General features: G+C 47.2%; 24 protein-coding genes. 14 read left to right on the top strand and 10 right to left on the bottom strand.

Annotation, left to right across the window (positions count from 1 at the left end; translation table 11 throughout):
- Nucleotides 1-10: 10 nt before the first annotated feature.
- Together SFV55_RS29420 and SFV55_RS29415 are read right to left on the bottom strand one after the other, a co-directional pair.
- Nucleotides 11-2,758 carry a TonB-dependent receptor gene (locus SFV55_RS29420; protein ID WP_320033181.1) on the bottom strand — a complete coding sequence of 916 codons (2,748 nt, stop codon included), beginning with the start codon at nucleotides 2,756-2,758 and terminating at the stop codon, nucleotides 11-13.
- A gap of 3 nt (nucleotides 2,759-2,761) precedes the next feature.
- Nucleotides 2,762-4,504, bottom strand: coding sequence for a TrkH family potassium uptake protein (locus SFV55_RS29415; protein WP_320033180.1), 1,743 nt, complete (start codon nucleotides 4,502-4,504; stop codon nucleotides 2,762-2,764).
- Between the two features lie 735 nt (nucleotides 4,505-5,239).
- Between SFV55_RS29415 and trhA the strand changes: the two genes are divergently transcribed.
- From trhA to SFV55_RS29400, 3 genes are all read left to right on the top strand, one after another.
- Entirely contained in the window at nucleotides 5,240-5,899 is a 660-nt protein-coding gene (trhA, locus tag SFV55_RS29410; RefSeq protein WP_320033179.1) for a PAQR family membrane homeostasis protein TrhA, read from the top strand.
- Between the two features lie 71 nt (nucleotides 5,900-5,970).
- A complete protein-coding gene (locus tag SFV55_RS29405) occupies nucleotides 5,971-7,479 on the top strand; it encodes a S10 family peptidase (protein ID WP_413776753.1) in 1,509 nt (502 codons plus the stop codon).
- A gap of 69 nt (nucleotides 7,480-7,548) precedes the next feature.
- Nucleotides 7,549-8,094, top strand: a complete 546-nt coding sequence (locus SFV55_RS29400) for a rhodanese-like domain-containing protein (RefSeq protein WP_320033177.1) — start codon at nucleotides 7,549-7,551, stop codon at nucleotides 8,092-8,094.
- Here SFV55_RS29400 and SFV55_RS29395 read toward each other — a convergent pair whose 3' ends face one another.
- Nucleotides 8,095-8,712, bottom strand: a complete 618-nt coding sequence (locus tag SFV55_RS29395) for a cytochrome c oxidase subunit 3 (protein WP_320033176.1) — start codon at nucleotides 8,710-8,712, stop codon at nucleotides 8,095-8,097.
- Nucleotides 8,713-8,744: 32 nt separating this feature from the next.
- Complete coding sequence (locus SFV55_RS29390) at nucleotides 8,745-8,909, bottom strand: DUF2256 domain-containing protein (RefSeq protein ID WP_320033175.1); 165 nt, start codon at nucleotides 8,907-8,909, stop codon at nucleotides 8,745-8,747.
- 115 nt (nucleotides 8,910-9,024) lie between these two features.
- Here SFV55_RS29390 and SFV55_RS29385 point away from each other — a divergent pair, with 115 nt between their 5' ends.
- Complete coding sequence (locus SFV55_RS29385; protein WP_320033174.1) at nucleotides 9,025-9,867, top strand: zinc ribbon domain-containing protein; 843 nt, start codon at nucleotides 9,025-9,027, stop codon at nucleotides 9,865-9,867.
- A gap of 138 nt (nucleotides 9,868-10,005) precedes the next feature.
- On the top strand, nucleotides 10,006-10,563 hold the full coding sequence (locus SFV55_RS29380; protein ID WP_320033173.1) for a hypothetical protein: 558 nt from the start codon (nucleotides 10,006-10,008) through the stop codon (nucleotides 10,561-10,563).
- 173 nt (nucleotides 10,564-10,736) lie between these two features.
- Here the strand turns inward: SFV55_RS29380 and SFV55_RS29375 are convergent, their stop codons facing one another.
- Entirely contained in the window at nucleotides 10,737-12,638 is a 1,902-nt protein-coding gene (locus tag SFV55_RS29375; RefSeq protein ID WP_320033172.1) for a CASTOR/POLLUX-related putative ion channel, read from the bottom strand.
- A 196-nt stretch (nucleotides 12,639-12,834) separates the two neighbouring features.
- Here SFV55_RS29375 and SFV55_RS29370 point away from each other — a divergent pair, with 196 nt between their 5' ends.
- Nucleotides 12,835-13,641: a hypothetical protein gene (locus SFV55_RS29370; protein WP_320033171.1), complete on the top strand. Its 807-nt coding sequence runs from the start codon at nucleotides 12,835-12,837 to the stop codon at nucleotides 13,639-13,641.
- Between the two features lie 781 nt (nucleotides 13,642-14,422).
- Here SFV55_RS29370 and SFV55_RS29365 read toward each other — a convergent pair.
- The 5 genes from SFV55_RS29365 to SFV55_RS29345 form a co-directional block, all read right to left on the bottom strand.
- Nucleotides 14,423-15,253 carry a formylglycine-generating enzyme family protein gene (locus SFV55_RS29365; protein WP_320033170.1) on the bottom strand — a complete coding sequence of 277 codons (831 nt, stop codon included), beginning with the start codon at nucleotides 15,251-15,253 and terminating at the stop codon, nucleotides 14,423-14,425.
- Complete coding sequence (locus SFV55_RS29360) at nucleotides 15,253-17,865, bottom strand: COR domain-containing protein (RefSeq protein ID WP_320033169.1); 2,613 nt, start codon at nucleotides 17,863-17,865, stop codon at nucleotides 15,253-15,255. Before SFV55_RS29360 ends, SFV55_RS29365 begins: the two co-directional genes overlap by 1 nt.
- Nucleotides 17,866-18,113: 248 nt before the next feature.
- Nucleotides 18,114-18,839 (bottom strand): formylglycine-generating enzyme family protein, encoded by a 726-nt coding sequence (locus tag SFV55_RS29355; RefSeq protein ID WP_320033168.1) that lies wholly within the window; start codon nucleotides 18,837-18,839, stop codon nucleotides 18,114-18,116.
- Nucleotides 18,840-18,901: 62 nt separating this feature from the next.
- Entirely contained in the window at nucleotides 18,902-19,228 is a 327-nt protein-coding gene (locus SFV55_RS29350) for a type II toxin-antitoxin system RelE/ParE family toxin (RefSeq protein WP_320033167.1), read from the bottom strand.
- Entirely contained in the window at nucleotides 19,228-19,476 is a 249-nt protein-coding gene (locus SFV55_RS29345) for a hypothetical protein (RefSeq protein ID WP_320033166.1), read from the bottom strand. The genes SFV55_RS29350 and SFV55_RS29345 overlap by 1 nt, the downstream gene beginning before the upstream one ends.
- 328 nt (nucleotides 19,477-19,804) lie before the next feature.
- On the opposite strand from SFV55_RS29345, the gene SFV55_RS29340 reads away from it, so the two are divergent.
- The 8 genes from SFV55_RS29340 to SFV55_RS29305 form a co-directional block, all read left to right on the top strand.
- Nucleotides 19,805-21,418, top strand: coding sequence for a sensor histidine kinase (locus tag SFV55_RS29340; protein WP_320033165.1), 1,614 nt, complete (start codon nucleotides 19,805-19,807; stop codon nucleotides 21,416-21,418).
- A 76-nt stretch (nucleotides 21,419-21,494) separates the two neighbouring features.
- Nucleotides 21,495-22,955, top strand: coding sequence for a 1-hydroxycarotenoid 3,4-desaturase CrtD (crtD, locus tag SFV55_RS29335; RefSeq protein WP_320033164.1), 1,461 nt, complete (start codon nucleotides 21,495-21,497; stop codon nucleotides 22,953-22,955).
- 4 nt (nucleotides 22,956-22,959) lie between these two features.
- The gene (locus SFV55_RS29330; RefSeq protein ID WP_320033163.1) at nucleotides 22,960-23,592 is read left to right on the top strand and encodes a carotenoid biosynthesis protein; all 633 of its coding nucleotides are present in this window, start codon (nucleotides 22,960-22,962) and stop codon (nucleotides 23,590-23,592) included.
- A 17-nt stretch (nucleotides 23,593-23,609) separates the two neighbouring features.
- A complete protein-coding gene (locus SFV55_RS29325; protein WP_320033162.1) occupies nucleotides 23,610-24,095 on the top strand; it encodes a fatty acid hydroxylase in 486 nt (161 codons plus the stop codon).
- A 93-nt stretch (nucleotides 24,096-24,188) separates the two neighbouring features.
- A complete protein-coding gene (locus SFV55_RS29320; RefSeq protein ID WP_320033161.1) occupies nucleotides 24,189-24,758 on the top strand; it encodes a hypothetical protein in 570 nt (189 codons plus the stop codon).
- 5 nt (nucleotides 24,759-24,763) lie between these two features.
- Nucleotides 24,764-25,840, top strand: a complete 1,077-nt coding sequence (locus SFV55_RS29315) for an amidohydrolase family protein (protein ID WP_320033160.1) — start codon at nucleotides 24,764-24,766, stop codon at nucleotides 25,838-25,840.
- On the top strand, nucleotides 25,837-26,193 hold the full coding sequence (locus SFV55_RS29310) for a Rieske (2Fe-2S) protein (protein WP_320033159.1): 357 nt from the start codon (nucleotides 25,837-25,839) through the stop codon (nucleotides 26,191-26,193). Before SFV55_RS29315 ends, SFV55_RS29310 begins: the two co-directional genes overlap by 4 nt.
- 32 nt (nucleotides 26,194-26,225) lie before the next feature.
- Nucleotides 26,226-26,813 (top strand): hypothetical protein (locus tag SFV55_RS29305; RefSeq protein ID WP_320033158.1); only part of this gene is annotated, 588 nt, incomplete at its 3' end.

Genomic DNA, 26,813 nt, shown 5'->3' with positions numbered 1-26,813 from the left:
GGGAATTTGATTAGAAAGTAAAATTGTACGCCACTGCCGGAATTGCTGCTCCTACTACTGCCAATTGATACGCCGAAGGGCGACCTTTTTCATTCCTGCGGAAAAAAATGGAAAATGGGTTTGCTCGGCCATACACATTGTAAACAGAGGCCGTAAAACTTCCCCGGATCCCTTTAAGGCGTGTTTGTCGATTGTCTACGGTCCAAGCAATGTCCAAACGGTGATAATCGGGAATGCGGTACTGGTTGCGATCCGAAAAGTTGGCATATGCTCCGCTGCCCAGGCGATAACTGGAGACCGGGATGGAAATAGGCCGTCCGGTACTATATGTAAAATTAAAGGTGAAGCTATTCGTGGGGTTGATCTGAAGACGGCTGATCAAATTGACTTGATGGGGTTTATCAAAATTGGCCGGATACCAACGTCCAGCATTCACGGTTTCTTCTGCACTGGGGCCTTCCACTTTGACCAAGGAGCGGGCGTAGGTGTAACTGAACCAGCCGGTCAGTTTACCCTGTACTTTACGGATCGAAAACTCACCACCATAAGCATGCCCTCTACCTGCCAGGATTTCGGTTTCCAAACGCTGGTTCAAGATCAGCTCTGGCAAATCCTTGTATTCCAATACATTCAGGATTTTTTTGTAGTAAAGCTCCACCGAGGTCTCCCATTTTTTATTCGGTTCATCCAGAAACCAACCCACAGAATATTGATCTGCAATTTGTGGTGGAATGTACAAATTGGAAGCCTGCCAAACATCCACTGGAGTGGGTGCCACTGTATTTGAAGTAAGGTGAATATACTGGCGCAAGCGGTTATAGCTCATTTTGAAGGAAGCATTGTCGCTAAAACCTAGTTTCAGAGAGGCTCTTGGTTCCAAACCACCATAAGAAGTAATGACCTCGCCGGCTGCAAACTGTGCAGAATCCCGTACTGTCAGATTTTCTCGGGATTGCCCTTCAGCGTAGTACCATACCACACGAGGCCCCAGGTTTTGGTAACGACTCCAACGTGTACCCAGGGAAACAGCGATGCGATCCGAAAAAGTGATTTCATCCTGCACATATAGAGCCAATTCTCGCCCATTGTCTTTTTGTACTTGTTCAGGCAAAAACACCGAGATATCGCTAAGCGGGCGAATGGCTTCAGGGCGGGCATAGTATTGGCTGGCCTCTGCTCCAAAACGCAAGGCGTGTTTTTCACCTGCCGATAAAACGTTATCCAGTTTGACTTTCAGGTTATTGAGTCCATTGCTCAAAGTAAAGGCATCGTTGCCACCCGGATCGGTTTGTTCCGCTCGGTAAGCCCCATAAGAGGCATGAAGTTTGGTAAAAAAATGATCTGAATGAACCCGATTCCATTGTGCTGTGAGCTGGTAATTTTGCCAATTGTATCCAAAATCCTGGGCATAACGGAACTCGTCACCACTGGTAAAACCGGTCAATCGGAACGTGTTTTTAGCATTTACTCGCCAGGCCAGTTTCAATACCGCATCACTAAACGCGGCTTTGCTGTCTTTGATGGTAATACTGGTACTTTGGGATAAGGTTGGTCCCAAATACGACTGGCGCCCTCCGATCAGAATTGACAACTTATCCTTTTTAATCGGCCCTTCCAGCACCATCCTGCTGGCAATGAAACCAATACTGCCCTTCCCGGTCCATTTGCGCATGTTGCCATCCTTGAGTTGTACATCCAACACTGATGACAAACGACCACCGTACTGTGCCGGAATATGCCCTTTGTACAAGCTGATTTGATCCACTGCGTCGGCGTTAAAAATGGAGAAAAAACCCAAGGCATGGGCAGAATTGAACAAGGGGGCATCGTCCTGCATGATCAGGTTTTGGTCAATATTCCCGCCTCGTACATTAAACCCGGCCACGCCCTCGCCGGCGTTGGTGACACCTGGCAAGGTTTGCAAACTTTTAATGACGTCGGCCTCGCCCATCAAGGTGGGCAGCTCGTTGAGGGATTTGGCGCTGAGGCGTTCGATGCCCATGTTGGTGCTCTGGGCTCCTTTTTCAACTGCCTGGGCTTTAATCAATACTTCATTCAATTGTTGAGGCATGCTGATCAGGCGCACAGGCAATTCACCATCGGCGTATAAACTCACGTAATTGAGTTGTGATTGGTAGCTGATGTAGGTGATTTGCAGGGTGTATTTGCCGGGAGCCAGTTTGAGTTGAAAGTTACCTTTTTCATCACTGACTTCCCCTTGCCCGGTTTCGCGAACGAGCACGGTGGCTCCCAGAATGGGTTCGTTGCTTTCATCGTCCTGGATCTGGCCTTTAATGCTCAGCTTGCCTCCTGTAAGTGCGGAATTGGCTGACCCGAAAGTGAAACTTTTTTCTGCAATGCTGGACAACACTGGCGCTTGCCATTCCCCTGCTTTCCATTTTTTGATCATACCTTCCACAAAGGCGCGATTGCGCTGGTCTTCGGGCACCAGAACCATTTCGTTGGGCGACCATTTCGTAAAGGTCAACAAACTGCCTTCCAGCAATTTTTTCATCACCTGATAGAAAGGTTGCCCCTTGAATTCAATGGTGATGGGATAAAAAGGTATTCTTTCAGGGATGTAATAAAACTTGACCGGATAGCGCGACTCCAGATCGCTCAAAATCTCTGGCAAAGCGCGCTCCTGATAAGCTCCCGTTATGGAAAGATCAAAGGCACTAGTCTGTTGAGCCTGCAAGAGGTTTACAGCCAAACACAACAAGCCACTGCACAGCAATGGCAACAAATTAAGTTTCATACATTAATTGATCAGTACCGATTCCCGTGGGTAGCGGTAATTCTTGCAATCTACATCTTTGATTAGCCCAATCAAGATAGTGATTGCGCCCACTCTTCCCACAAACATAACCACAATTAATGTGATTTTGCTAATATCAGACAGTTGGGGGGTGATGCCCAGGCTCAAGCCAACAGTGGCATAAGCCGACACACATTCAAAAAGGATGGATAAAAAAGGGATGTTGCCTTCAACTTGCGCTATTACCGTAAAACCCAAACCAATCACAAACCAGGACAATACGATGATGGCAAAAGAGCGGTTGACAGAGTCCTGGGGAATTTCCCGGCCAGCATAATCAATGCGGGGTTTGTTGCGCACTACCGCATAAATGTTCATGATGGCTACGGCAAAAGTACTGGTTTTGATCCCACCTCCTGTAGAGGCCGGAGAGGCCCCAATCCACATGAAGAGAATGGTTACCAAAATAGTAGACCTCGACAATTCGGCCATATTAACCGTATTGAACCCGGCTGTACGTGGGGTAACCGAACCAAAAAAGGAGGTCACCAATTTACCCCACAGCGTAGGATGTTCTTTGAGTACCCCATTCCATTCCAATGCTCCAAAAGCCAGGGTCCCTGTAATGAGCAGGATGATTGTGGTGAAGGTCACCACCCGGGTATTGAGTGTGGCGATCCGCACGGCCTTGCGATAGGCCACGAGGTGTACCACAAAATGATTGTACCAATTGAGTATAGCGTATTTGACCAGCATAAAAAGGTTAAACATGATGCTGAAGCCCAAACCTCCAATGATGATCAAAAAGGCAGTAGTCAGGTGAATGTTGTAGTTGAACCGAAAGGGGGCTTCGTAAAAATTATTGCTCAGCGTTGAAAATCCGGCGTTGCAAAAAGCAGATACGGAGTGAAAGGCACAAAAAAAGGCTTTATCAAAAAAGGAATCAAATTCCTGCTCGGGCAAGTTGATGTACATAAAAAAAGCCCCAATAAACTCTATACCCAAGGTGAGCAACACGATTTTCATCGCCAGCCCCAACAAACCTTCAAACTGGTCGGAGCTCAAAAAGTCCCGGATAAACAGTCCTTCTACATAGGAGGATTTGCCTTTAAAAAAGTAGGCGAAAAAGGCCGTCAAGGTCAACATCCCCAAACCGCCCAGTTGAATACAAACCATGATGACCGTTTGGCCCATGATTGTAAACGTAGTAGGGGTGTCCACTACCGCCAACCCCGTCACACTCACGGCGCTGGTAATGGTAAAAATGGCGTCCAACCAGGTAATCCCGGCATTGGTCGCATTCGGCAGTTTGAGAAAGATGGTTCCAAAAAAAATCACAATCATAAAGCTGCTGACAAAAATGATGGCCGGCGAAAAATTGCGCCGATACAACAGGCTGGCGATGTTTGACATGCCGTAAAAAACCAAAAGCAGAATGTTGATAAAAAACCAGCCTTCATTCCGGGCGACTGCCGAACGCAAACTTTCACCCCAAAACACCAAATCTACCGCAATCACCGAAAAGGCTGTGTACGGCAAAACCAGGCGGATGAAATAAAATAAATTGAAGGGAATCTGACCTTTGTACAGGCGATAGGACTCCAAAATAGCAAAGGTAAGAGTCAAACCAAAATAGGCGTTAAAAATCAAAATCTCTTCACGCCGATCCTGAACATAGCCAAAATCGTAAATCACAAGCACCAGGGCCAATGAGGTCAATAGTTGTATGATGCGTCTGATCAACACTTTATCACAGGTTGTCGCTTTAATGAGGGAGTAAATATAAGTAAATTGATGATTCGCCTAAAAAGTTTTAAAAATAAGTAGGTCTAATTGAGTTGAATTGAAAAAAGACGATCAGAACATTGAATTGGTATTGTTTTTGAATCAAGTTCATCAAATGGATGGAATTTCAGGTAAAAAGAATAGCATAATTATTTTTTTTAAATGTTTTTTAAAACCTAAAATAAAAAAAATGTTCACAATCTAAGATACTGTTTTTTAAATATTTATTTACTTTTCTTTTTTTATTCTCGCCTATTTTCAAAGATTAAAATTTCAATATTTGTCCTTCTTTTTAACCTCAAACTCCAATAATTTGCACCATAGTAATAACTGAATTTCAGGAATTTACTAGAACGCTGATTATTTGTCGAGTCCGAGAAAACCTTGCTGAAAAGTAGGGTTCTCTCGGAACTTTTAAGCCCCCTTTATTGCACTGCCTTGATGTTAAACATTGTTGATTTGTCCTTTTTGAGGACCATAATGAAATTACCTCAAAAACGCTAATGCCAGGGCCGACTTCAAAACTAATCCGTGGAAGTCTGGCCCTCGCTTTTTATGGCACTAAATCCAAATTTTAGTCATTCATACCCAACAAGCCATCCGCAGGCCTTCTCCGATCAATTTCGCCGAGAGTCTTATTGCAATATCTCCAGCGGTTGTAGCGTTCCTTTGCTTTTCAACACTCAAAAAATCACCATGTCGACTGACGCCTCGTCCTACCCAAACAAAGTGCTCAAACAAGAAATTGCCAACAGTGTTTCCCACGGCTTTGGCATCTTATTCGGCATTGTGTGTATTCCATTACTCATTGCCCTCGCTGCAAAAAGTGGCAATTCCATCGCCACACTTGGGGCCAGTATTTATGCCTTCAGTTTTTTGATGGTGTACACCTGTTCCACCTTGTACCATGGTTTTCAGGAACCTCTGGTGAAAAAAGTGCTCCAGATTTTAGACCACATCAGCATTTATTTTTTGATTGCAGGTAGCTACACCCCTTTCATTTTGTTGTTTGTATTCAATCAGGTGGGGATTACCTTACTGATTGTGTTGTGGGGATTGGCCATGCTTGGAATGGTGTTTAAAATTTTCTTTATCAATCGTTTCAATTATTTGTCCACGGTCATTTATCTCTTGATGGGCTGGATTTTGCTGGCAGCAGGCAAAACCTTTTTTGTGAGTTTACCTGCTGATGTGCTCATCCTGATTGTCGTTGGTGGAGTATTGTATTCTCTGGGAGTCATTTTTTACCTCTGGGAAAAGTACACTTATCACCACCTGGTTTGGCATTTATTTGTTTTGGCGGCCAGCATCAGCCACTTTGTGGCAGTCATTCTGGCGGTGTCGGCAATTTCTTGAACTAGAGTTTAGTTAAAAATGACTTACTTTGTATTGAGGTACGTTCACTTTTTAACCAAACCGTTTGAATGATGCGTCATAGCTTGAAACTCCTCTATTGTTGTTTTTTTACCTTGTTGACCACAGCCCTTTCTGCCCAGGAGAAAGCCGATTCTAACAAAATTCCGTCCCCCAAATCCTTCATCACCAATCATCAAGGCGTATTTGGCGGAAAAATCATCCGCTACAAGGCGACGGCCAAAGAAACTTATTTAAAAAACGACAAAGGAGATTCCGTAGCCTCCATATGGAGTGTGGCCTATACCCAAGAAGGACTCAGTGATTGGAGCAAAAGGCCAGTCACCTTTGTGTTCAATGGAGGGCCCGGTTCAGCTTCCATTTGGCTCCACATGGGCATGTTTGGCCCGCAAATTGTCAAAGTTGATTCAGATGCCAAAAAGGACGATGGGGCTGCGCCCTATATTTTAGTGGACAACAAGCAGGGACTGCTGGATTTGACTGATCTGGTCTTCATCGACCCGGTAGGCACGGGGTACAGCCGGGTAGTTGGTAAAGGAAAAAATGAAGATTATTGGGGATTGAAAGAGGATGCGGCTTCAATAGCAAAATTCATGCGCCTCTGGGTAACCGAAAACAAACGATGGTTTTCCCCCAAATACATCGCTGGCGAAAGTTTTGGTACTACTCGGGCCGCAGCAGTAGCCAACGCCTTGGAAAAGGATGGCCAAACGATGGATCTTAATGGCCTGGTGCTTATTTCTCAAGCACTGGACTATACCGGATCCACCTCCATTCACGACAACATCACTTCCAACCTGACCTACCTACCAAGTATGGCCGCAACGGCCTGGTACCACAAAAAAGCCGGGCAAGGCAAAACGCTGGAAGCCTTTGTGGAAGAATGCCGTAAATTCACTTATGATACCTATGCTCCAGCTTTGTACCGGGGCAGTTTGTTGAGTGCAGCCGAGCAAAACGCCGTTGCTGAAAAAATGGCTTATTTCATTGGTTTGGACAAAAACTACATCCTGCGCTCAAACCTCAGTGTTCTGATGCACCGCTTTCAAAAACAATTGCTGGCAGATCAGGGCCTGGCCATTGGCCGCCTCGATGGGCGATTCATGGGGGATGAAGCAGACAAAGTTTCCGAAGGCCCCGACCTGGGTGACCCTTCCGATTACCAGATCAGCGGAGCTTATACCGCGGCCCTGAACCATTTTTATGCTTCAGTTTTAAAAGTGGAAATGGATCGCCCCTACCTGACTTCCAACGATGAAGTGGGTGAAAAATGGCGCTGGCGGCCAGTGCCCGACGGCCAATATTGGGAACCCATGCCCGTCAATGTAGCCCGGCAATTGGGTGAAACCATGCGCCGCAATACTGCGATGAAAGTGTTGGTAGCCAGCGGGTATTACGACTTGATTTGCCCGTTTTTTGATACCGAATATACCTTTGCCCGCAATGGCATTGTGCCTGAACGGGTGACCAAAACCTATTACGAAGCTGGGCACATGATGTATCTACACGAACCGGATATGCTGAAACTAGCGGCGGATATCCGCAAGTTTTTAACGGAATAAATACCTCCGCCCCAAACAATAACCAGCCTAAAATTCAGAAAAGCAGTATTTTGCAGTAAAGTCTCGCAAATGCGCAACATTTTTCCCAATTTCAACCGACTTCAGGCAAAAATCTGGTTTGCTTGTATCCTGTTTCTGGGCTTGTTCACCGGAATGAATGCCCAGGTGCAAAGCCGTTCCTATCAATTTGTGTTGCGCAGGTTGTTGAATCACTCCGTGCCTGAACTGAGTGTCGAAACGGTAGCCAAAAATCTTGGAGCTTACCCAGTTTTTATCGATGCCCGGGAATGGAATGAATATGCAGTTAGCCACGTTAAAGGTGCCATTTGGGTGGGTTACAAGGATTTTGAGCTGGCCAGACTAGAGCGGGTAGACAAAAACAGTCCAATCGTGGTCTACTGCTCGGTAGGTTACCGCAGTGAAAAGGTTACCGAAAAACTTCTGGCCGCGGGCTACTCACATGCTGCCAATTTGTACGGTGGCATTTTTGAGTGGGTCAACCGCAAACAGCCCTTGGTCAACATGGAGGGGCACCCCACAGAATATGTCCATGCCTACAACAAGATGTGGGGCACCTGGCTGCGGGTAAAAAAAAAGCGGAAGGTGTATAAATAATTAACGAATGAAATAATTGATGTAAAAAAAGATCACCAGATAAATCCACAACACATCCAAAAAGTGCCAATAGATGCCCAGAAGGCGCAAGTTCAGGCGCTTTTCGGGGTCGGAGAAATACACCAACACGCTGACTGGCTCTTTCATGTGGTACCGCGCCTGGTAGATGAAATACCCCAAAAAGGGCAATCCAGCAATGACGTGTGCAAAGTGTAGCCCGGAAATGACATACAAATATCCCGCAGAGTTGTCCGAACTCATCAAAACCCCATCACTGAACAACAGGTACCAGGCAATGGCCTGGGCCAGCATGAACAGCAAAGACAAGCCCAGGGTAAACCACAAGGCTCTTTGGTAATTTTCGGTGTGGTCGGCCAGGTATGACTTTTTGGCCCAAACCATTGTGCTGCTGCTCCCCAACAAAATAATGGTGTTAAACAAAAACAAAATAGGCAAGCGCAAAGGTGGCAAGTGCTGGTTTACCCGATTGTACACATAAGCCAAAGACAGGGCGATAAAAATGGTACTCAACCCCATGAGCAAAAGCACCAAAATGATGTTTTTGGGGTGAAACGCCAGGTAAGCGTATTCGTTGTGTGGTTGTTCTTGTTCTGACATCTTGTACAATTTTGAATAAAAAGACCCTAAGCTCAAAGCTGACTGCTAAATCCCCCTCTCCTGCACCGTTCGCTGCAGTACTTTACCTCCTCCCAAACCTTCTCCCATTTCTTCCGCCAGCTGAATGGGCGCTTACAAACCGGGCAGATTTTTTGAGGAAGGTCCACTTTTTTAGGTTTTTTTGCCAATATTTTCATTTTTATTGAAGCAAAGTAGCAAACAGCAATCAAGCTGGATTGTTTTGCTCAATAGCTTTGTTTATTTTCGACGATTAAAATGCAGTGTTTAATCACGCTGCGGTGCAAACTTACTATGAAGAAGTGTATTCGCTGCCAAATGGTTTTGTCGGACGACGCCCGGTTCTGCTCCAACTGTGGAGCACCCCAGCCCGATTGGTCGGCCAGTCAACGCAGCACTGTCCCCAGTATTGACATGGACCAGGACATTGAACCCCAACTTTCCGAAAAATTCTTTCTGGCGCTCAAAGACCGGATCGACCGGGAACATCGCCCGGAACAATATACGGCCTATTCCGAGCGGATGTACCCTTCCGGTTTTCGCGATGTGATCGCCCGGCGCTTTACCCAGGCTGCGGATCGGCTGCGCAACCAACAAGCCTTGGGCATGTTGGAAACGACGCAACTCAACTGGATGGTGGAAGATTTGTTCGAGGAATTGCTTGATTTTTACATCATTCGCTACTGCAAAGACCTGAATGAAGTGGAACTCCCCGAGGCCATCCTCAAGTACCAAAACGTGCCGATGAGTGAAATCAACCTGTTTCAGGTAGTCAAGGATTTTTTGCAGTTCGACCGAGAGCCTGAAAAAATCTACACCGATTTGTTACAAATGCCCATCCATAAACTCAAAAACGCCAGTCAGGCTTTCCTTTTCCCACCCCGCGACGAAAAAATCCTGCTGGTTGCCGATCAAAGTTTATTGGGCAACGGCAAAGAGGGTTTTGCCATCACGGCCAGAGGGTTGTACTGGAAGGCACCTTTCCAAAAATCTCAAATTGTTCTCTTTTCAAACCTGATCGACTTGCGCCGCAAGGAAGATTGGATCGAAATCAACGGCCATTTCTTTAATGCTGGCCTGACCCTCAACGTTAAACTCTTGCGCTTATTGGGCCGCTTAAAGTTGTGGCATCGTTAAAAAGACGTGCACGTTATCGCATTGATTAACAAAATCTTAAAAACGTTTTTAACAGCAGTTAAACTCATCCTAAAGTCCTTTCGAGATAAGTGAAGTTTGTAAAAATCCATGTTCCTTGCAGCAACAAAAATTTGCAACATGAAAGGATTTTTAGCAATCACCACGACTGTAGCATTCTTGGGAATGTTTGCCGTAACTACCTCGGCGCAAAAAATCAGCGGAGTAGGTTCTACTCCTGGCTACTACAATTCACAGCCAACTACTCCTGGCATCAACAGCGCAAACCGCCGCTATGACCAACCACGAGTGGACTACCGTACCCCTCCTCCGAATTACGACAGCAGATATGGCCGCAATGACCCCCACTGGAAGGATCGCGATGATCGTGACCGCCGGGGATCCGATTGTGGTGATGACCGCAGAGGTGGCTATGGCTCTCGAGATGATGACCGCCGGGGCGGAGGTTATTATGGCTCCCGGGGAGATGATCGCAGAAGATACGACCACCGGGACAACGACCGGGGCTGCTCTTGCGACAAATGCCAGCACCACCATGATGATGACCGTTATGGCAGGTCAACTTCTTCCAGAGATCGCGATAGAGGTTATGTGGATTATCGGGATCGGGATCGGTATGAAAATTCCCGTGGTTCTTCTTGTCCGCCAAAAGGTAAGGGCAAATATGGAAGGGATTAACTGTATTGCTGCTTCAGTGATTTCTTAAGTGTCTTAGGTGGTGAAAGAATGCCCTGCTCCGCAGATTTTTTCTTTTTCACCACCTAAGAAATTTTAGGAACCTAAGATTCACCTAAGGGGCTGGATAAAAAATACTTAGAATGCTGGAATTCGGAATGACTTCTGATTATTGGTCACACCTCCCCCAGCACAATGATCTTATCTCCTTCTTCAAATCGAATTTTTTCCGATTTTTTCGGGTTGATGTTCACGCCGTACATTTTGCCTTCATCCTGGGAATAGCGCATAATCCGGTAACCTATTGCCGTTTGCCCCTGCCGCGCTGCACTCTCCAAAACCGTGTAGAAGTCCAGCTCAGCACCCGTTTTTACAAATTGGTTCGCCTCTTTGAGGTACACCTCCGAGCCTTCTGCTTCAAACAAGATGTCGTATACTTTTTTGAGCTCCTTGTTTTCCGACAATTGGGTCAGTACCAGACTCAACAATTTATCGCTCAGGATGAAGTCGTCGGCTTTGGAAACCTCTGCCAATTCGCGGTTGCGGATGTCCAACATTTCTGATACAATGGAAAAGTCTTTGCCCGCTTTATCCGCCAGGTCGCGCAGGTGGAGCAAACAAATCAGGGTCTTGGCGTCCGATTCCTGGGTTTCAATGTGGTGGACGTAACTCAGAAGAATGATGTGGTCAAAACTTTCAACCTCCAGGGATTCCAGGGTACTCCGATCGTTGATGTCGCCTTGGGTAAGTTCTATCTTGATGTTTTTGAGTTTGTCCTTCAACAACTCAACATCTGCTTCAATGCCTTCCACCTCGGCCAGAATCCGCACCTTGGAATCCGACAACACATAATTGTCTAATTCCTCGATGATGCGAATGGCTTTGGGGTTCCAGCCCAGAATCAGGGTACTTTCCACCCCAGCGCTGCTGCCTGCGCCTTTGGTCAATAACGCTTCATCAGGGGTGGTCAAGCTCAGGCCACTGAGTTTGATGGTATCGTCATCTTTAGAAATGGCGATCAGTTTGTCGCCTTCCTGCAACACATAGTCTATTTTGGGATTGAGCAGCGCTTGTCCCTGAGCGGTAAACACCCCAATGATGCTGGACTCTTCAAAGGCAAAGAGGCAGTCTTTGTACGTTTTGCCCCAAAGCTGTTTTTCTTCACTGAAGTAAATTTCATCCCCTTCGAACTGCAACAACTCGGTGTAAACGATACTCAAGCCCGACTGGCGGCAAGTTTGGGCAGTAAGCCGGGAGATCAAATCGGCAGTGAGTACATAAACCGCCTCCTCTCCTCCTACCAGTTTGGCAGCTTCCAGATTGCGCGGGTCCTTGATCTCCGCCACGATATGGTACTTGCCTTGTTTGCGTTGTTTGCTATTGGTCAGGGAAAGTACTGCTTTGATGACGTGCACATCCGGGTTGTCGATGTCTTCCGGGCTAAGGATGATGATGGATCGTGCCTCGGTGGGGTTCACCACTTGGATGTCGGATGCTTCCAGAGGGCTGCCACTGCGTACGATGATTTTGGTGTTTTTGGTATCCGGGATTTTGGCCCGGATATCATCTTCCATTTCTACCTTGTCCTGATTGGCCAAAATCACAACCCTTGGGTTCTTTTGGTTTTCATTGGCGATACACAAGTCGGAAATGATGGAATAAATTTTGGAGGAATAGCCCAGAATGAGGGTATGGTTGGACTCCAAAACCATCGATTTGCCCTTGCGCAGGTCTTCAATGCTTTGGTCGATACCACTGGAAATCGAACCGATCAGGGTCGATAGAATAAAAATACCGCCAATGGTTACCACCAACATGATGCCACGAAAAATCCAGCCTGAGTCGCCGCCCACAGCGCCGGAGTCGAGTGCCCGCATCAAACTCTGCCAGGCTGCTTCCGCGAAGCCCAGTTTTTCATCCGGTGCCGGGCCAATCCCGGTGAAATGCAGCACCGCCGCCGCAATGACCACAATGACAAAGGAAAACAAAGCCAGCCAACCAATGATGGCAATGGGGCCATGCGAGAGTGAGTTTTCAAAACGGTAACGCAACTTTTCTTGTAGTGTAGCTTTCGGCATAGTAGTCAATAGTTTAGGTGTTTTTGGAATATAAAATGGCCAGTTTTTTTGGCTTTGTAATGGGAATTTCGGAGAGAAAGTGGGTAAAACTATAAAATTTGTGGATATTTCACTGGCCTGGCTAGGATAAAATCTTTTCCAGGAAATTCCCAACCGAATCCCCCACAGTCCCGTCTACCTAAAAAAAGACAACACCATGATGCGTAAATTCCATATCCTCTCCTTTGCACTGGCCATGCTGTTGGGCTGGAGCTGCGAGCAGAATGAACTGGTACTGAACACTGATGCTTTGGTTGATGTAGACCCTAAACTGGAAGGCACCTGGCTGCTGGTCAATGGCCCACTTGACATTGGCCTGGTTTTGGACGGCGATCAAAGCCGTGGACCCGCCTGGATCACCCTGCTGAAGGGGGGCAAGATGCGGGGGCACAGCTCACGCAACATTTTGGCCGGTAAATACACTACCAAAGAAGACAAAAAAATCGGCATGGAAGTCAACATGACAACCCGGGTAGCCGACAACCCATTTTCTACCTGGTTCATGGAGGGCATCCGCACGGCCAGCGATTACCGCATCGAAGGCAGCAACCTGACCTTCGTCAACGATGCCAACAGTCGCCAAGAGTTGATTTTTGCCAAACTGGAAGACCAATGCCGCCCGGTTTTGAAAGACAGTGGCCTGTTCAACAGCGCGAATAAAGAAAACGATTTCACCATCAAAGAGGCTTACCAAATCGAAAATTGCCTGGTCCTGGAAGTTACCTACGGCGGCGGTTGTGTGGAGCAGGAGCCTGAATTGGTTTGGAATGGCAACCTGTCTAAAAGTTTACCTCCCTTGGCCAGCTTGAAATTGCACTACAGCAAGTCGGACGATTGTGAGGCGCTGGTTTCCCGCACTTATTATTTTGATCTTTTGCCTTTCTTCTCGGCAGCGGGGTATAACGAGATTCGGGTGAATATTGGGGGATTGAAAGGAGAGGTGATCGTGAGGAAGAGTGAATAGATTCTTCAACGCTACCAGCCAGAAAGAGTATGGTTTAAGTGGTTCAAAACACCAGAACTTTTTTTGAGTTACGAGTTAAGAATACATGAGTAGCGAGTTTAGAAGTGGGCTACCGCAGCGGTTTAGACACAGTCTTGGCCTAAGTCGCTGCGGTAGCCCACTTCTAATTTCTAACTTTACTTCAAAACTCGCTACTCATGTAATCGGAACTCTTAACTCAAAAAAACAATCAATTGCTTGATCATCAACTTTTCTAAAGCCTCTTGTCTTTTGGTGGCTCCCACAAATAAATCTCCATGAACTTGGAGCGTACTCAAAATCCTCCAGATACCCAATTACCCGGACACGATCGACCAGTGGCACTAGCCGCGAAACGTCACTAGAAAACAGCATCGTGCGCAATTTTGGAGGTGCAGAGCACCGGAACCCGCCCAGAGTTGTTCCGGTGCTCTGCACCTCCATCGACACTCTTTACCCTTTTTGCTAATGACGTTGCGCGGCTAGTGCCGCTGGTCGTAAGCTCAAGGTTGGTTCACCACCGTTGCGGGCATAAATTAAGCTAGCGTATTTTCCAATACCCGCTCGGGCAGCCTCTCACCCCGTCAGCTCAGCCCTTGCCTGGGGGCTGGGGCTGAGCTGACGGGGTGAGAGGCTGCCCTCGCTCACTTACTCCTTTTTCCACTTCCCACGAATAAATTCGTGGGTTGTCTCTTTTGGTGGCTCCCACGGATGAATCCGTGGGTTGCCTGGTTTTTGCTCACGGGCCAATTGGCTGAGCGGCTCAGCTGCCTGGAGGGGAACCCAACACCACCCGAAAACCCACATCGTTGTTGCGAGAAGACGGAGGATCGTAGGAGCGATAAGAGGGGCGGCAATCCTGGGGATTGAAGTACCAGCTACCGCCGCGCAGCACCCGACCTACATCTTCCTTTAAACCCAACCAGGCGGAACCATCTTTTGGTGCACCACGGTAAGTGGCATCCCACTGATCCGCACACCATTCCCATACATTACCACTCATATCGTACAGGCCCAGTTCGTTGGCCAGTTTGATCCCTACAGCTTTGGTTTCGCCGTGGCTATTGTCATCGTACCAGCCCACTTCATCCAGTTTGTCCCCACCCGCGTAGCGAAAGCCGCCGGATTTGTTGCCACCCCGAGCGGCGTATTCCCATTCGGCTTCAGTGGGTAAGCGAAAGCCTTTTGCTTGGGGATTGAAAAAAACAGGAATAGTGTTGGGGTATTCTATTTTCTGCGTGGCTTCAAGGCTTAGTGATTTTTGAAAGGCCGAATCGCTAAAATACACTGAAGCGTAACCACAGTGCAAACTCAATTGGTTGCAAAAAGCAGCGGCATCGTACCAACTGATGCTTTCCACAGGGCGGTGAGGGCCTGGAAAGTTGGAAGGGTTTTCTCCCCCCACTACGGCTAGCCACAGGGCTTGCGAGACGGGGTATTCGGCGAGGTAAAAGGAGGAGAGGGTAACAGGGTGAATGGGTTGTTCACTTTCACGGTCGTCGCTGCCCATATTGAAGGAGCCCCCTTCCACCTGGATAAGGCGAAAAGAGACAGCTTCGGTGATTTTGATATTGAGTAGGGTTGGATCAGCCATCACAATGCCCTTTTTATACCTTCAATTACTTCTAGCCATGCTTCATCAGGATTGGCATAAGAGCTTACAGGCTTCCCTTTGGCAGGCAACCCTGAAAGCTTGCTAAAAGGCAAACCTTCCCAGTCACAATCCCGAATGATAACGGGGATTACTGTGGCTTCTTTGCGTTCGTGGCGCTCCATTGCCTTGCTGATTTCCACATTCCAGATGTAGTCGGTGCTATTGAAGGCTGCACTCACCAAGAGTAAGATGATATCTGCTTCGTTTAATTCCTTTTTGATGGCTTCGTCCCATTCCTCGCCCGGGACGAGTTGAGTGTCGTCCCAGTGTTCCAACTTGCCCAAACGGCGCAAGGCAGACAAGTGTTGGGTCAATTCATCCAGGTGCTTTCGATCGTGTTTGGAATAGGAGAAAAAGATTTTTTTAGGCCTGGGTTTGATCCTATTCAGTTCTTCCGGGGCAAAAAACCGTGCAAAGTCCTTTACATTCAAGGGGGTAACTCCATCCGTGGCCAACACAATTTGTTCAGGGCGATCCATGAAGGTGCTCGTATACTTGGCCAGTTCATCCCATGCCACAAAGTAGGTTCCATCCAAAGATATTTCGACAGCAGTGGTATTGCTCAACTTGCGAAAAGCTGCACAAATTTCTTGTTGAAGGGCCTCACTGTCTTCGTATTTGGAAGCGCACACCCGCAGAATGTTTTCTTCTGGTTGCTCCACAATACAGGGTTGTCCATTTTTGGAAAAAAGAATGCCGCTTTTCCAGTATATTTTGTCTGAATAGGGCCCGTAACGACTCAAAAAATTAACCATTACATTGTCAGGCATAAAGCGGGTGAATTTAAAAACAAAGACCTGTTTTAAATTCATCTGGGTAAAATTAAACATAGTTTGTGCCTCGCCGCTCAAAGCTTCGGGCAAGTATTGAGGAGCAATGTACTGGTCTTTTGCTTCTTCAAAAATCAGTTCAAAATTTTTCAGCAATTCAAGAAACCTGATCCGTTCTTGACTAGTAAATTTGGGCAGCACTTCCACCATATATTGTTCATCTATCCGGCCTTTTCGTGCACTGAGTTCATTGTTGATGAGCGAATAGACTTGCTCGGTCAACCAATTGGGGTTGGTAAAAATGGTATCCTCCAGCAAAGGTTTGTTGAAGTATACCACGACTCCAGCTTTGTTGAGATAAGCTAAAACGGCCTCTTCTCCTCCTGCACTAATGCCTGCCTTTTGACATTTTTGTTCAAACTCTGCTTTGGTGAGGCTGGTAACCTGGGTATTGTTTTCAATTTCTTGAATCAGCACTGAGTATGATTTGGGAAAAAGTTGCCCATAAAATGGAATTGCTGGAGATTGTAATTGTTCAAGAATAAAATCGCGCAATTCAGGCAGCCCATAGTCTTTGGTTGCACTAAAATTGAGGTCTTCAGCATGATAAGGTGCCTGCCTATAGATCGGATCAATGGGCAATTTATTTTCCTTGCGATCGCTATGGGTTTGCACCATCAGAATCGGACTATTTTTGCCGTGGTGTCTAATGCTTTTCAGCCAGTATTCTAACGAGCGCCATTTTTCGTCAAAGGGCAAGATGGCTTTGTCCCGTTCCCGATGGGGAATTACATTTTTTACATTGGTCCAGGCTAAAATATAAATGGCTTCTTCGCTGAGAAAAAACTGATGGGTGGCATAAAAAATCTCCTGCCCACCAAAATCCCATACATTGAGTTGCAAGGTGCTGTCCTTTAACGCTGAAAAATCAGCTTCGACCAGTTTTCCAATTTGAATACCGTGAGTATAAGGCTCTTCTGGGTTGTAAGGGTCTCCTTTCAACCTGCGGTAAATACAAGTTTTCCCCACGCGCCCGTTGCCCACGATGATGAGCTTGGCCCGGTCGTTGATAACATTGTCTTTTTTGGACAATTCGACGAGGTAGGCTCTTAATGATTCCCAGGAATTTCCCCTATTGTCGTCCGAAATGATTTCTTTGGGCAGGCTGGGCAATGGGTTTTTATACAAGTACAGGGTTTTCAGGCTGCTTAGGCTCAAAAAATTATCGGGCAAGGTTTGCAATTGGTTTTCCCGCAAGTCCAAAGTCTCCAATGCGGCAAGGGGCTGGGCAAAAGAGAATTGTTGAAGCTGGTTTTTCTGAAGGAACAAATAAGACAATTCTAGAAAATTTCCACTTAGATTGAACCCACTCAACTGATTTCCGCTCACATCGATCAATTGTAGGGCTGGAAAATCGCCAGTCCAGTCCAGATTTTTGAGCTGGTTGTTTTGAAGGTAAACTTGTTGCAATTGGGGGAATCCGGTAGAAAAACTCAGACTGGATAATTTACAATTGTTCAGGTAAAGTAGTTTGAGCTTGGGCAATGCTGCTTTAAATTCCAGGGCGGCTAAAGCGGGATTTTCCGCTAAGTACAAATGCTCCAAATCCGCTGTGTCTTCCTCCAAACTTAGCGCTGATTCTTTTTGCTCCGAAAAACTCACTGCGCTCAGATTCCCCAATGCATTTATAGCGTAACTGTTGTTTTTTCTACGCACTTCTTCTACGGAGTTCAGTTTCGTTAATCCAAGTTTTTTTACCAGTTCCAGGTCAAGTTTTTGCATTGTTGTAAGGGCTTTAGGGTAAAAAATTGGGCAGTAAGGTGATGCTGTATGATCCTTTTGGGCTAAAGTAAGGATAAATTCGTTTTTATGAAAATATTGGGGTGGTTCTGCTGGGCTCCCCCCTCGCTCACTTACTCCTTTTTCTACTTCCCACGATTTAAATCGTGGGTTGTTGCTTTCTGGTGGCTCCCACGGATGAATCCGTGGGTTGCCCTGACTTTTGCTCACGGGCCAATTGGCTGAGCGGCTCAGCTGCCTGGAGGGGAACCCAACACCACCCGAAAACCCACAAGGTTGTAGCGAGTAGACGGATGAACGTAGGAGCGATAAGAGGGGCGGCAATACTGGGGAGAGTAGTCCCAGCTACCGCCGCGCAGCACCCGACTAGCACTTTCATCCTTATCAACCCAGGCGCTTCCATCCGTTGGTGCACCCCAATAATCGGCATGCCATTGATCTACGCACCATTCCATCACATTGCCACTCAGATCATGAAGGCCTAGTTCATTGGCCAGTTTTAGCCCAACCTGTTTTGTTTCGTCATAGCTGTTGTCTTTATACCAGCCCACTTCATCCAGCTTGTCGCCGCCCACATAGTAAAAGCCATCTGATTTTTTACCACCCCGAGCCGCGAACTCCCACTCCGCCTCGGTAGGTAGCCGAAAGAATTGTCCGCGGCTGAGGCGAGGATCATGATTGACTTTTTGAAACAAAGCCCGGGTATCTTTCCAGGAAACTTGCTCCACCGGGCGTTTAGGATCGATGAAGTACGATGGATTTTCGCCCATCATCGCCATCCAGAGTTCCTGTGTCACTGGGAATTTCCCGATAACAAAGCTGGGTACAGTCACCTCGTGAATGGGGTATTCCTCGGGATATTCATAACCGCCCATAATTAACGTCCCTCCTTCCACCAGCACCAGTTCGGAGCTGTCCATGCCAGGAATAATATGTGTAAATGGTAATTCAGTCATACCGGGTACTTTGTGGCTAAAATAGGAAAAAATGGGGGAAGAGGGATGACGGCAGTGGAAACCTAGGGCTTAAACTTCCCTAAAATCCGCCCCAGGTTCCGCCGCGCATGAATGATGCGCACCACGATGATTTCCTGCCCAGTGAACTCGTAGAATACCTTATACGATCCTTTCTGAATCACTCGATAATTGCCATAGTCTTTGAGTAGTGGCTCCAGGGGATACCGCTCAGGGTGTTTCCTGAGCGTCTCAAGTGCCAGAAAAATCCGGTTCAGTACCTTTTTGGCAGTCGATTCGGAGATTTTTTCGGAAAGATAACGGCGAATATTTTTCAGATCTTTTCCTGCTCTTATCGAAAATGCAATATCATATTCAAATTCATCTTCCATTACAATCCCAACTCCTTTTTCATATCCTCAAATGAAATCACTTGTCCTGCTGCAATCCCTGGCCTATCTTCCAATATGGACGCGATCAGTTCTTCTTCTGAAATGGCGCTTCCATCCGGTTCATAGCCTACAATATCCTCCGCTGGCTGGGTGTGCCTCAATAGCACATAAATGCTGTTCAAAAGCTCAGTATCCTCTATTTCGTCCAATAAATTGCTGATGGAATATTTCAATTGTTCGTTACTCATGGTGACGTGTTTTGTGCCTAGGGGCGAAAAAAAATAAGTGATCATTTTGCCAGAAGATTAGATAAGAAAACGTTTCATTTCAAGTGTCTTATCTAATCCTCTGGCTCAGGAAAAATGAGCACTTATTTTTGCCCCACTACTAATTCAAGCAAAGGTAAGGTTTTTGCCCATTTGAAGCAATGGTGAGCAAACCAACTTTTTATCAATATTTCTCCGCCCCCACTGTAACCTTTCCCGCCACTTTTTCGTACAACCTCCCAGGCATCACCACCTGGACAACTGTAAAAACACAAAGCGCATCAAACACGCTTCGATCGAGGTTTATTTCATGAAAAAACAACTACTGACTGCCCTCGGCATTTACGCCAGTGGGTCGCTGGGTTTGAGCATTTTAGCCTGGATCATCAAGGAGGTTGTACAACAGTACGGGGCAAATTGGAGCCTCGAACAACCTTACTTCTTGTACTGGCAAAGTTGGGGCATCATGCTGGCCTTGAGCTGGTTGTTGATGGCCCTATTTGTATGCCTGTACCGTTTGGCCAAGCTGGCGCGGGGGCAAAATATTTCTTTTCACCAGCGTTTGGGCTTGATGGCGCTGGGCTCCTTATTGGGGTTTGGGTTGCATTTGTTGTTGGGTTTGAGTATTCCCGTCATCGTTTTACCCTTCTTGACTTTCGCATGCTTTTTGTTGCTGGACATGTACCTCGACGACGACGAGCTGAGTTTGACCTGGATTTTGGTTACGCTCGTGATGTTGGCTGGAGTGGGTGCGGGATTTAGCGCGGCTACTTTGGGCGTTACAAAGGCGCAATTTCCGCTCGTATTCACCTTGTTTGCGAACCTCTTTTTGCTCATCATTGCCCATTTGCCCATTTGGGTTTTCAGCACCATGCGGCGGGAGGGATTGAGCTGGGGTTTGCGCATCCAGTTGGCGATATTTTCACTGGTTGCCGGGACTTTGATTCTGGTCTTTTTGGTCACCTACTTTTATTTTCAAAAACCCACCCAGGCCAGCGTCAATGAATTTTTGAACATCCTTACCGCCAGTTATATCTTTTTCCTCTTCATTGCCGCAGCCGTATCCATTTGGGTAGCGCGGAGCATCACGGCACCAATCAGCCAGATCCGGGTGGGTTTGAGCCAATTGATTTTGGGCCAAAACCAACGCCTGAGTTACCAGCACCGCGATGAACTGGGCGACCTGGTCGATGCCTATAACCAGGCCCTTAGCGACCTGGATGCCAGCGTAGAGCGCCTCAAACAAACGGAAAGAGAAATGGCCTGGCGCGAAATGGCACGGCAGGTGGCCCACGAGATCAAAAACCCGCTCACGCCCATGCGCCTGAGTGTGCAACATTTGCAGAGGGCACAAAAGCTGAGTCCAACTGATACTCCCGAATTGGTCGAACGCATGAGCAAAACCCTGCTCGAACAAATCGATACCCTCACCCGCATCGCCGATGCTTTTTCCAATTACGCCCAGCTGCCCAGCCCTGCGCCTCGGGACTTTGACCTGAGCGAATTGTTGTGCTCCATCCACACCCTGTACCAACAACAGGAACAGGGTCAAAACGAGATCAACTTACGCCTTCCTGAAAAACCAGTCAAGGTTTTTGCCGACCGCGATCAATTGGCGCGAGTGGTTTCCAATCTGCTCATCAATGCCCTACAGGCCATTCCGCAGGATCGACCCGGCAAGGTGACCATTGCCTGTACTGCCGACAAAACCGCCCTCCTGATGGTGGAAGACAATGGGCGAGGCATTCCTGCAAACATCCAAGATAAAGTCTTTTTGCCCAATTTCACCACCAAGTCATCGGGTATGGGCCTGGGCTTGGCCATGTGCAAAACGATGGTGGAAAATGCGGGCGGGAAGATGGGTTTTAGTACGGTGGAAAATGAGGGGACGCGGTTTTGGGTGGAATTGCCACTGAGTCAATAATCAATCAACTTCAAAAGTATCCAATCTCTAAAAACCTTCTCCCCCCATTTTTGTTACCCCTCCAAAAACATCAACTTTGAAAATCGCCATTATTGGAGCCGGAATTGCCGGCCTCGCCTCGGCAGCGCGAATGGCCATTCGGGGGCACGAGGTAGAAGTCTTCGAGGCCAACAGCTACCCCGGTGGCAAACTTTCCCAATTTGAGCTTCAGGGCTACCGCTTCGACGCCGGGCCTTCCCTGTTCACCATGCCACAGTATGTCGATGAATTGTTCCGGGAAGCTGGAATTAATCCTGCCGAACATTTCCGCTACCAGCGGCTACCCATTGTGTGCAATTACTTTTGGGAAGACCAAACCCGGCTCTCTGCTTATGCCGATGCAACAGATTTTGCCAAAGAAGTAGAAGTAAAACTAGGCGTCAAAGCCGAAAAGCTCCAGGCTTCCCTGGCCGACAGCCAACGCAAGTACGAACTCAGCGGACGGATATTTTTGGAAAAATCCTTGCACCGCTTGAATACCTGGTTTCAGTGGGATGTCTTGAAAGCCATGTTAAAAATCCCGCAGTTCGACCTTTTTACCACCATGAACCGAGTGAATGAACGGATGGTGCAACACCCCAAGCTGGTGCAATTGCTCAATCGTTTTGCTACCTACAATGGCTCCAACCCATACAAAGTACCGGGTTTATTAACCATCATTCCCCATTTTGAGCACCAGATCGGCGCCTTTTATCCCGAGGGCGGCATGTACAGCATCACCAAAGCCATCCACAAATTGGCGGAATCCAGAGGCGCGCGCTTTTTTTTCAACTCCCCGGTGGAAGAAATTTTACTGGCCAACAACAAAGCCATTGGCCTAAGGGTAAACGGTGTAGAAAGACTCTACGATCAGGTCATCAGCAACATGGATGTATTTCATGCTTACCGCCGCCTACTACCCAAGGCACCCCAACCAGAGCGAGTATTGCGGCAGGAAAAATCCACCTCGGCCCTGATCTTTTACTGGGGCGTCCAGCGCGATTTTCCGGAGTTGAACATGCACAATATTTTGTTCAGCGAAGATTACCGCCAGGAATTCCAGCTGCTCAGCCAGGGGCAGGTGAGCGATGATCCTACGGTGTACATCAACATCACGTCCAAGCACAGTCCGGGCGATGCGCCAGAGGGTTGTGAAAACTGGTTTGTGATGATCAATGTACCCTTCAATGCCGGGCAGGATTGGGATGCCATTATCGCCCGCTCGCGCCGGAACATCATCGCCAAAATCAATCAAATCCTGCAGGTAGATCTGGAAAGTCTGATCGCTTGCGAAGAGGTGTTGGAGCCCCGCAGCATCGAAAGCAAAACCTGGTCGCACCTGGGAGCATTGTACGGCACCAGCTCCAATGAGCGCATGTCCGCCTTCATGCGGCACCCCAATTTTAGTACAAAGATCAAAAATCTGTATTTTGTGGGCGGCAGTGTACATCCTGGAGGTGGCATTCCGCTTTGTTTGTTGTCGGCAAAAATTGTCGATGACATCCTACACAAACTTTAAATCCATGCGCATCAGCAAAAGTAATTTGGGTATCATTTACCTTGGCATCATCTATATGGTGGGAATTGTAGGGATATTGTTGCCCATCCATCCTGAGTTCATCCGACTTACCCCACTCAATCTCTTGGTTTCCCTGGGAACCGTCCTGCTGTTTCACCCACATTGGAGCAAAAACACGGGGATTGCCCTGGGTGCTTTGTTCGTATTTGGCTTTTTAGCCGAAGTATTTGGCGTCAATACGGGTTTGTTGTTTGGCACTTACGCTTACGAAGAAGTATTGGGTTGGAAACTCTGGAATACGCCCTTGATGATCGGAGTCAACTGGATGTTGTTGGGGTATTGTTGTGGCGTGATAGTTAACCAGTTTTTCCCAAAACTAAGTTGGTGGCAAAAAGGGCCCTTGGCTTCCGCGATGATGGTTTTTCTTGACCTATTCATCGAACCAGTTGCCATCCAATACAATTTTTGGGAATGGCCGGGCGGGGTCGTACCTTTGCAAAATTACCTTGGCTGGTACCTGGTATCCCTGCCTTTGCTCTCACTTTTTGCCTATTTGCAGGGCCAAATTCGCAACAAAGTAGCCTTTGCCCTGTTATTGATGCAATTGCTCTTTTTTGCAGTTTTGACTTTTTTTTGAACAAAAATACGCTTCACATGCAAGTGCTCATCTATATTGGAATCACCCTTTTGACCATTCTAGGCATGGAATTCGTAGCCTGGACAGCGCACAAATACCTCATGCATGGCTGGTTGTGGATTTGGCACGAAGACCACCACAAACCTCACCATGAAAAGCATGGTTTTTTTGAAAAAAACGACTTGTTCTTCCTGGTTTTTGCCATTCCCAGTGCCATTTCATACATAGTTGGTTTGGCCACCCCTCAACGCTGGTTGTTGTTCGTGGGCATTGGTATCTCCATATACGGCCTGATTTATTTTTTAATCCACGACGTATACATCCACCAACGTTTTAAGTGGTTCCGCCAACTTGACAGCAAATACTCCCGTGCCATCCTGCGCGCACACGGCGACCACCATTCTAAGACGTACAAAGAGGATGGGGAGTCCTTTGGACTGTTGATTGTACATCCGAAGTATTTCAGGAAGCGGAGTGAGTGGAAAGTGAAAAGTGAAAAGTGAAAAATTAAGCGGTGAAAACCAAAAGGTGCATCAGCTTTTCACTTTTCACTTTTCACTTTTCACTATATTTGTGCCAAGTACACTTTCTAACGCATGGCACGCAACCGTTTATTAGATGCTTACAAGGAAGCCCGGAGTATCTCGCGTCAGGAGATGCCCGAGGCTGAAAACATGCAAAAATACCTGGACATCATCATTCCGCAGGTGCGGCAGTGGGGTGAAGACCTGCGTGAAGAACATTTTTACGTAGGCAAATCCTGGCTGGAATTCAAGGATGATGATGACTTTCACGATCAGGTACTCCATTTTTTCAATGATGGTGGGGAATACATGCGCATCGAAAATGGTGATGTGAGCAACGGTAGCTGGCGTTTGCTGGATACTCCCAATCGAATGATTCTCGACTACGAAAGCACCGAAATGTATGAGTTGTCCTTTATGAATGAAAACTTTTTCATCCTGCAAAAACACGGAGATCAGGTGCGTTTGGGGAACGAAAAATACTTCGTCATGGTCAACGAAAAATTAGGGAAACGCCTCCAGTGGCCTGATGCCATGGAATTGCTCTACCGCATCAAATATGAACACAGTCGCTTTTATCAAACCCTTACGGTGATTGTACTGGTAATAGTAGTCATTGTTTTGATCTATTCGCTCATGTAAACGCCATGTTGTCCAAAACTCGTGCCATTATTGATTGCGACGTTCACAATACTTACCGCTCTCAGGTTGAGCTTTATCCGTATTTAGCGGAGCCCTGGTTGTCGCGTTTAAAAGAGAAAGGTTTTGGTTATCCACTTGAAACATTTTATAGCAGCGTACAGGCCAAAAGATTGGATGCCAAACCTGAAATTGGCCCGGCTGGATCGGATTACCCACTGTTGAAAAACCAATTGCTGGATAAATTCCCCATTGATTACGCAGTGCTGACCGGGGAGGGCATTTCCGGGCTTTCCTATATGCCCGATATCGAGTATCCTGCTGTTTTGGCTAGTGCTTACAACCAATGGCTGGTGGAAACCTGGCTCAAACAGGATGAACGCTTTTTAGGTTCCCTGCACCTTGCCGTTCAAAATCCAGAAGCTGCCGCAGCTGAAATCTACCGTTGGGGTGCTCACCCTAAAGTGGTGCAAGTAAGCATCCCGACAGCAACTACCCTGCCTTTGGCACACCCTTTTTACCGTCCAATTTTACGGGCTGCGGCTGAAATGGACCTGGTCATTGCCTTACACTTTCGACAACCCGGCCCAAGTGCCCCCAACATTACACCAGTGGGTATGCCTTTCAATTACATGGATTATCACACTTTGGTGAGTTTACCCTATATGTCTCAATTGGTAATGTTGGTGTCTTCCGGGGTTTTGGAGGAATTACCCAATCTGAAATTCCTGTTGATGGAAGGTGGGTTCATTTGGGTCATTCACTTGTTGTGGCGTTTTGATAAGGATTACAAAGCATTACATCGCCTGGCGCCAGCTCTGAAAAAATTCCCCTCCGAGTACATTTACCAGCATTTCAAATTTGGCGTCCAGCCCATTTATGAGCCCAATGAAGCTGATAAATTGCAACAGGTGATCGAAGCGGGTGAATTGCAACACAATCTGGTTTTTGGCAGTGACTACCCGCATTGGGATGCCGACGAGCCAGATTTTATACGGCGCTTTATCCCTCAAGAATGGGAGCAAGGGATTTTTTACGACAATGCAGCCACCTGGTACAAATTTTTCAAACAGCCTGACCAATGAAAACCAAACACTACTTCGCTGAATTGGGGGTATTGGAGGAAGGGCGGTTTGTCATTCGGGAAGTCGCAAGCCGCTCGGTGGGAGCGACCTTACTCCAAGGGCAACCAGTAGTAATCCTCAATAGTTGCCCTCATGCCGGAGCTCCCATTTGCCAGGGGAAAATCACCCCTAAATTGGTCTTTGAATCGGCACAGACACTTCAATTAGACCCGGAACATCCAGTATTGCGGTGCCCCTGGCACGGCTGGGAGTTCAATTTGGAAGATGGGATGGTCAACGGCTTCTCCTCGCGACTTCGCATATTCAAACTTCAATATGAACTTGAAAACGATTCTTTATACATTTGGATATAATTCATCACCTATCACTCATCATTCCAAAAGTTGTGTCCAAAAAAATCATCATCATCGGCGGCGCCGGTAAAGGCGCTTTGATCTCTCAAGTCGTTGAAGACAATCGACGCAATTTTGGCGATTTGGAATACGAAATCGCCGGGTATTGCAATGATTACGACATGGGTCAAATCATCCACGGCTATCCGGTTTTGGGCACGATTGCTGATATTCCACGCTTCATCGAAGAAGGGTTTTACTTTGCCTTCACTATTCATATGACCAACCGGAATTACCTTACCGAAGAGGTTTTCCTACGCTGCAATTTGCCCGATGACCGGCTGCCCAACATCATCAGCAAACGGGCGTTTATTGCACCAACCGTGGAGTTGGCACCAGGTGCCTGTGTGATGCAGTTTGCTTCTATTTCCCAAAATGCTAAAATTGGCAAATGCACCATCGTATCTACTCATACCCTGGTGGGGCACGACACGGTCATCGGCCCATTGTGCCACATCACTGCAACCTGTGTGGTGGGGTCTCGCATTACCATCGGTAAAGCGGTCACCATTGGGTTGCACGCCACTGTGATAGAGTTTTGTTTCATTGGAGATTATGCACTGGTTGGCGCTTCGGCATTG

It is taken from the genome of Haliscomenobacter sp. (assembly GCF_033763495.1).
Taxonomy (GTDB): Bacteria; Bacteroidota; Bacteroidia; order Chitinophagales; family Saprospiraceae; genus Haliscomenobacter.
The sequence above is the reverse complement of the archived record's forward strand: the minus strand, read 5'-3'. Positions and strand labels throughout refer to the sequence as shown.

Bases quoted from the DNA above. Each gene is read 5' to 3' on its own strand.
- SFV55_RS29390 (WP_320033175.1), bottom strand. From the start codon at position 8,909: ATGAAAATATTGGCAAAAAAACCTAAAAAAGTGGACCTTCCTCAAAAA.
- SFV55_RS29310 (WP_320033159.1), top strand. From the start codon at position 25,837: ATGAAAACCAAACACTACTTCGCTGAATTGGGGGTATTGGAGGAAGGG.
- SFV55_RS29385 (WP_320033174.1), top strand. From the start codon at position 9,025: ATGAAGAAGTGTATTCGCTGCCAAATGGTTTTGTCGGACGACGCCCGG.
- SFV55_RS29400 (WP_320033177.1), top strand. From the start codon at position 7,549: ATGCGCAACATTTTTCCCAATTTCAACCGACTTCAGGCAAAAATCTGG.
- SFV55_RS29370 (WP_320033171.1), top strand. From the start codon at position 12,835: ATGATGCGTAAATTCCATATCCTCTCCTTTGCACTGGCCATGCTGTTG.
- SFV55_RS29340 (WP_320033165.1), top strand. From the start codon at position 19,805: ATGAAAAAACAACTACTGACTGCCCTCGGCATTTACGCCAGTGGGTCG.
- SFV55_RS29345 (WP_320033166.1), bottom strand. From the start codon at position 19,476: ATGAGTAACGAACAATTGAAATATTCCATCAGCAATTTATTGGACGAA.
- SFV55_RS29375 (WP_320033172.1), bottom strand. From the start codon at position 12,638: ATGCCGAAAGCTACACTACAAGAAAAGTTGCGTTACCGTTTTGAAAAC.
- SFV55_RS29395 (WP_320033176.1), bottom strand. From the start codon at position 8,712: ATGTCAGAACAAGAACAACCACACAACGAATACGCTTACCTGGCGTTT.
- SFV55_RS29420 (WP_320033181.1), bottom strand. From the start codon at position 2,758: ATGAAACTTAATTTGTTGCCATTGCTGTGCAGTGGCTTGTTGTGTTTG.
- trhA (WP_320033179.1), top strand. From the start codon at position 5,240: ATGTCGACTGACGCCTCGTCCTACCCAAACAAAGTGCTCAAACAAGAA.
- SFV55_RS29330 (WP_320033163.1), top strand. From the start codon at position 22,960: ATGCGCATCAGCAAAAGTAATTTGGGTATCATTTACCTTGGCATCATC.
- SFV55_RS29360 (WP_320033169.1), bottom strand. From the start codon at position 17,865: ATGCAAAAACTTGACCTGGAACTGGTAAAAAAACTTGGATTAACGAAA.
- SFV55_RS29320 (WP_320033161.1), top strand. From the start codon at position 24,189: ATGGCACGCAACCGTTTATTAGATGCTTACAAGGAAGCCCGGAGTATC.
- SFV55_RS29365 (WP_320033170.1), bottom strand. From the start codon at position 15,253: ATGGCTGATCCAACCCTACTCAATATCAAAATCACCGAAGCTGTCTCT.
- SFV55_RS29355 (WP_320033168.1), bottom strand. From the start codon at position 18,839: ATGACTGAATTACCATTTACACATATTATTCCTGGCATGGACAGCTCC.
- SFV55_RS29315 (WP_320033160.1), top strand. From the start codon at position 24,764: ATGTTGTCCAAAACTCGTGCCATTATTGATTGCGACGTTCACAATACT.
- SFV55_RS29325 (WP_320033162.1), top strand. From the start codon at position 23,610: ATGCAAGTGCTCATCTATATTGGAATCACCCTTTTGACCATTCTAGGC.
- SFV55_RS29380 (WP_320033173.1), top strand. From the start codon at position 10,006: ATGAAAGGATTTTTAGCAATCACCACGACTGTAGCATTCTTGGGAATG.
- SFV55_RS29405 (WP_413776753.1), top strand. From the start codon at position 5,971: ATGCGTCATAGCTTGAAACTCCTCTATTGTTGTTTTTTTACCTTGTTG.
- SFV55_RS29350 (WP_320033167.1), bottom strand. From the start codon at position 19,228: ATGGAAGATGAATTTGAATATGATATTGCATTTTCGATAAGAGCAGGA.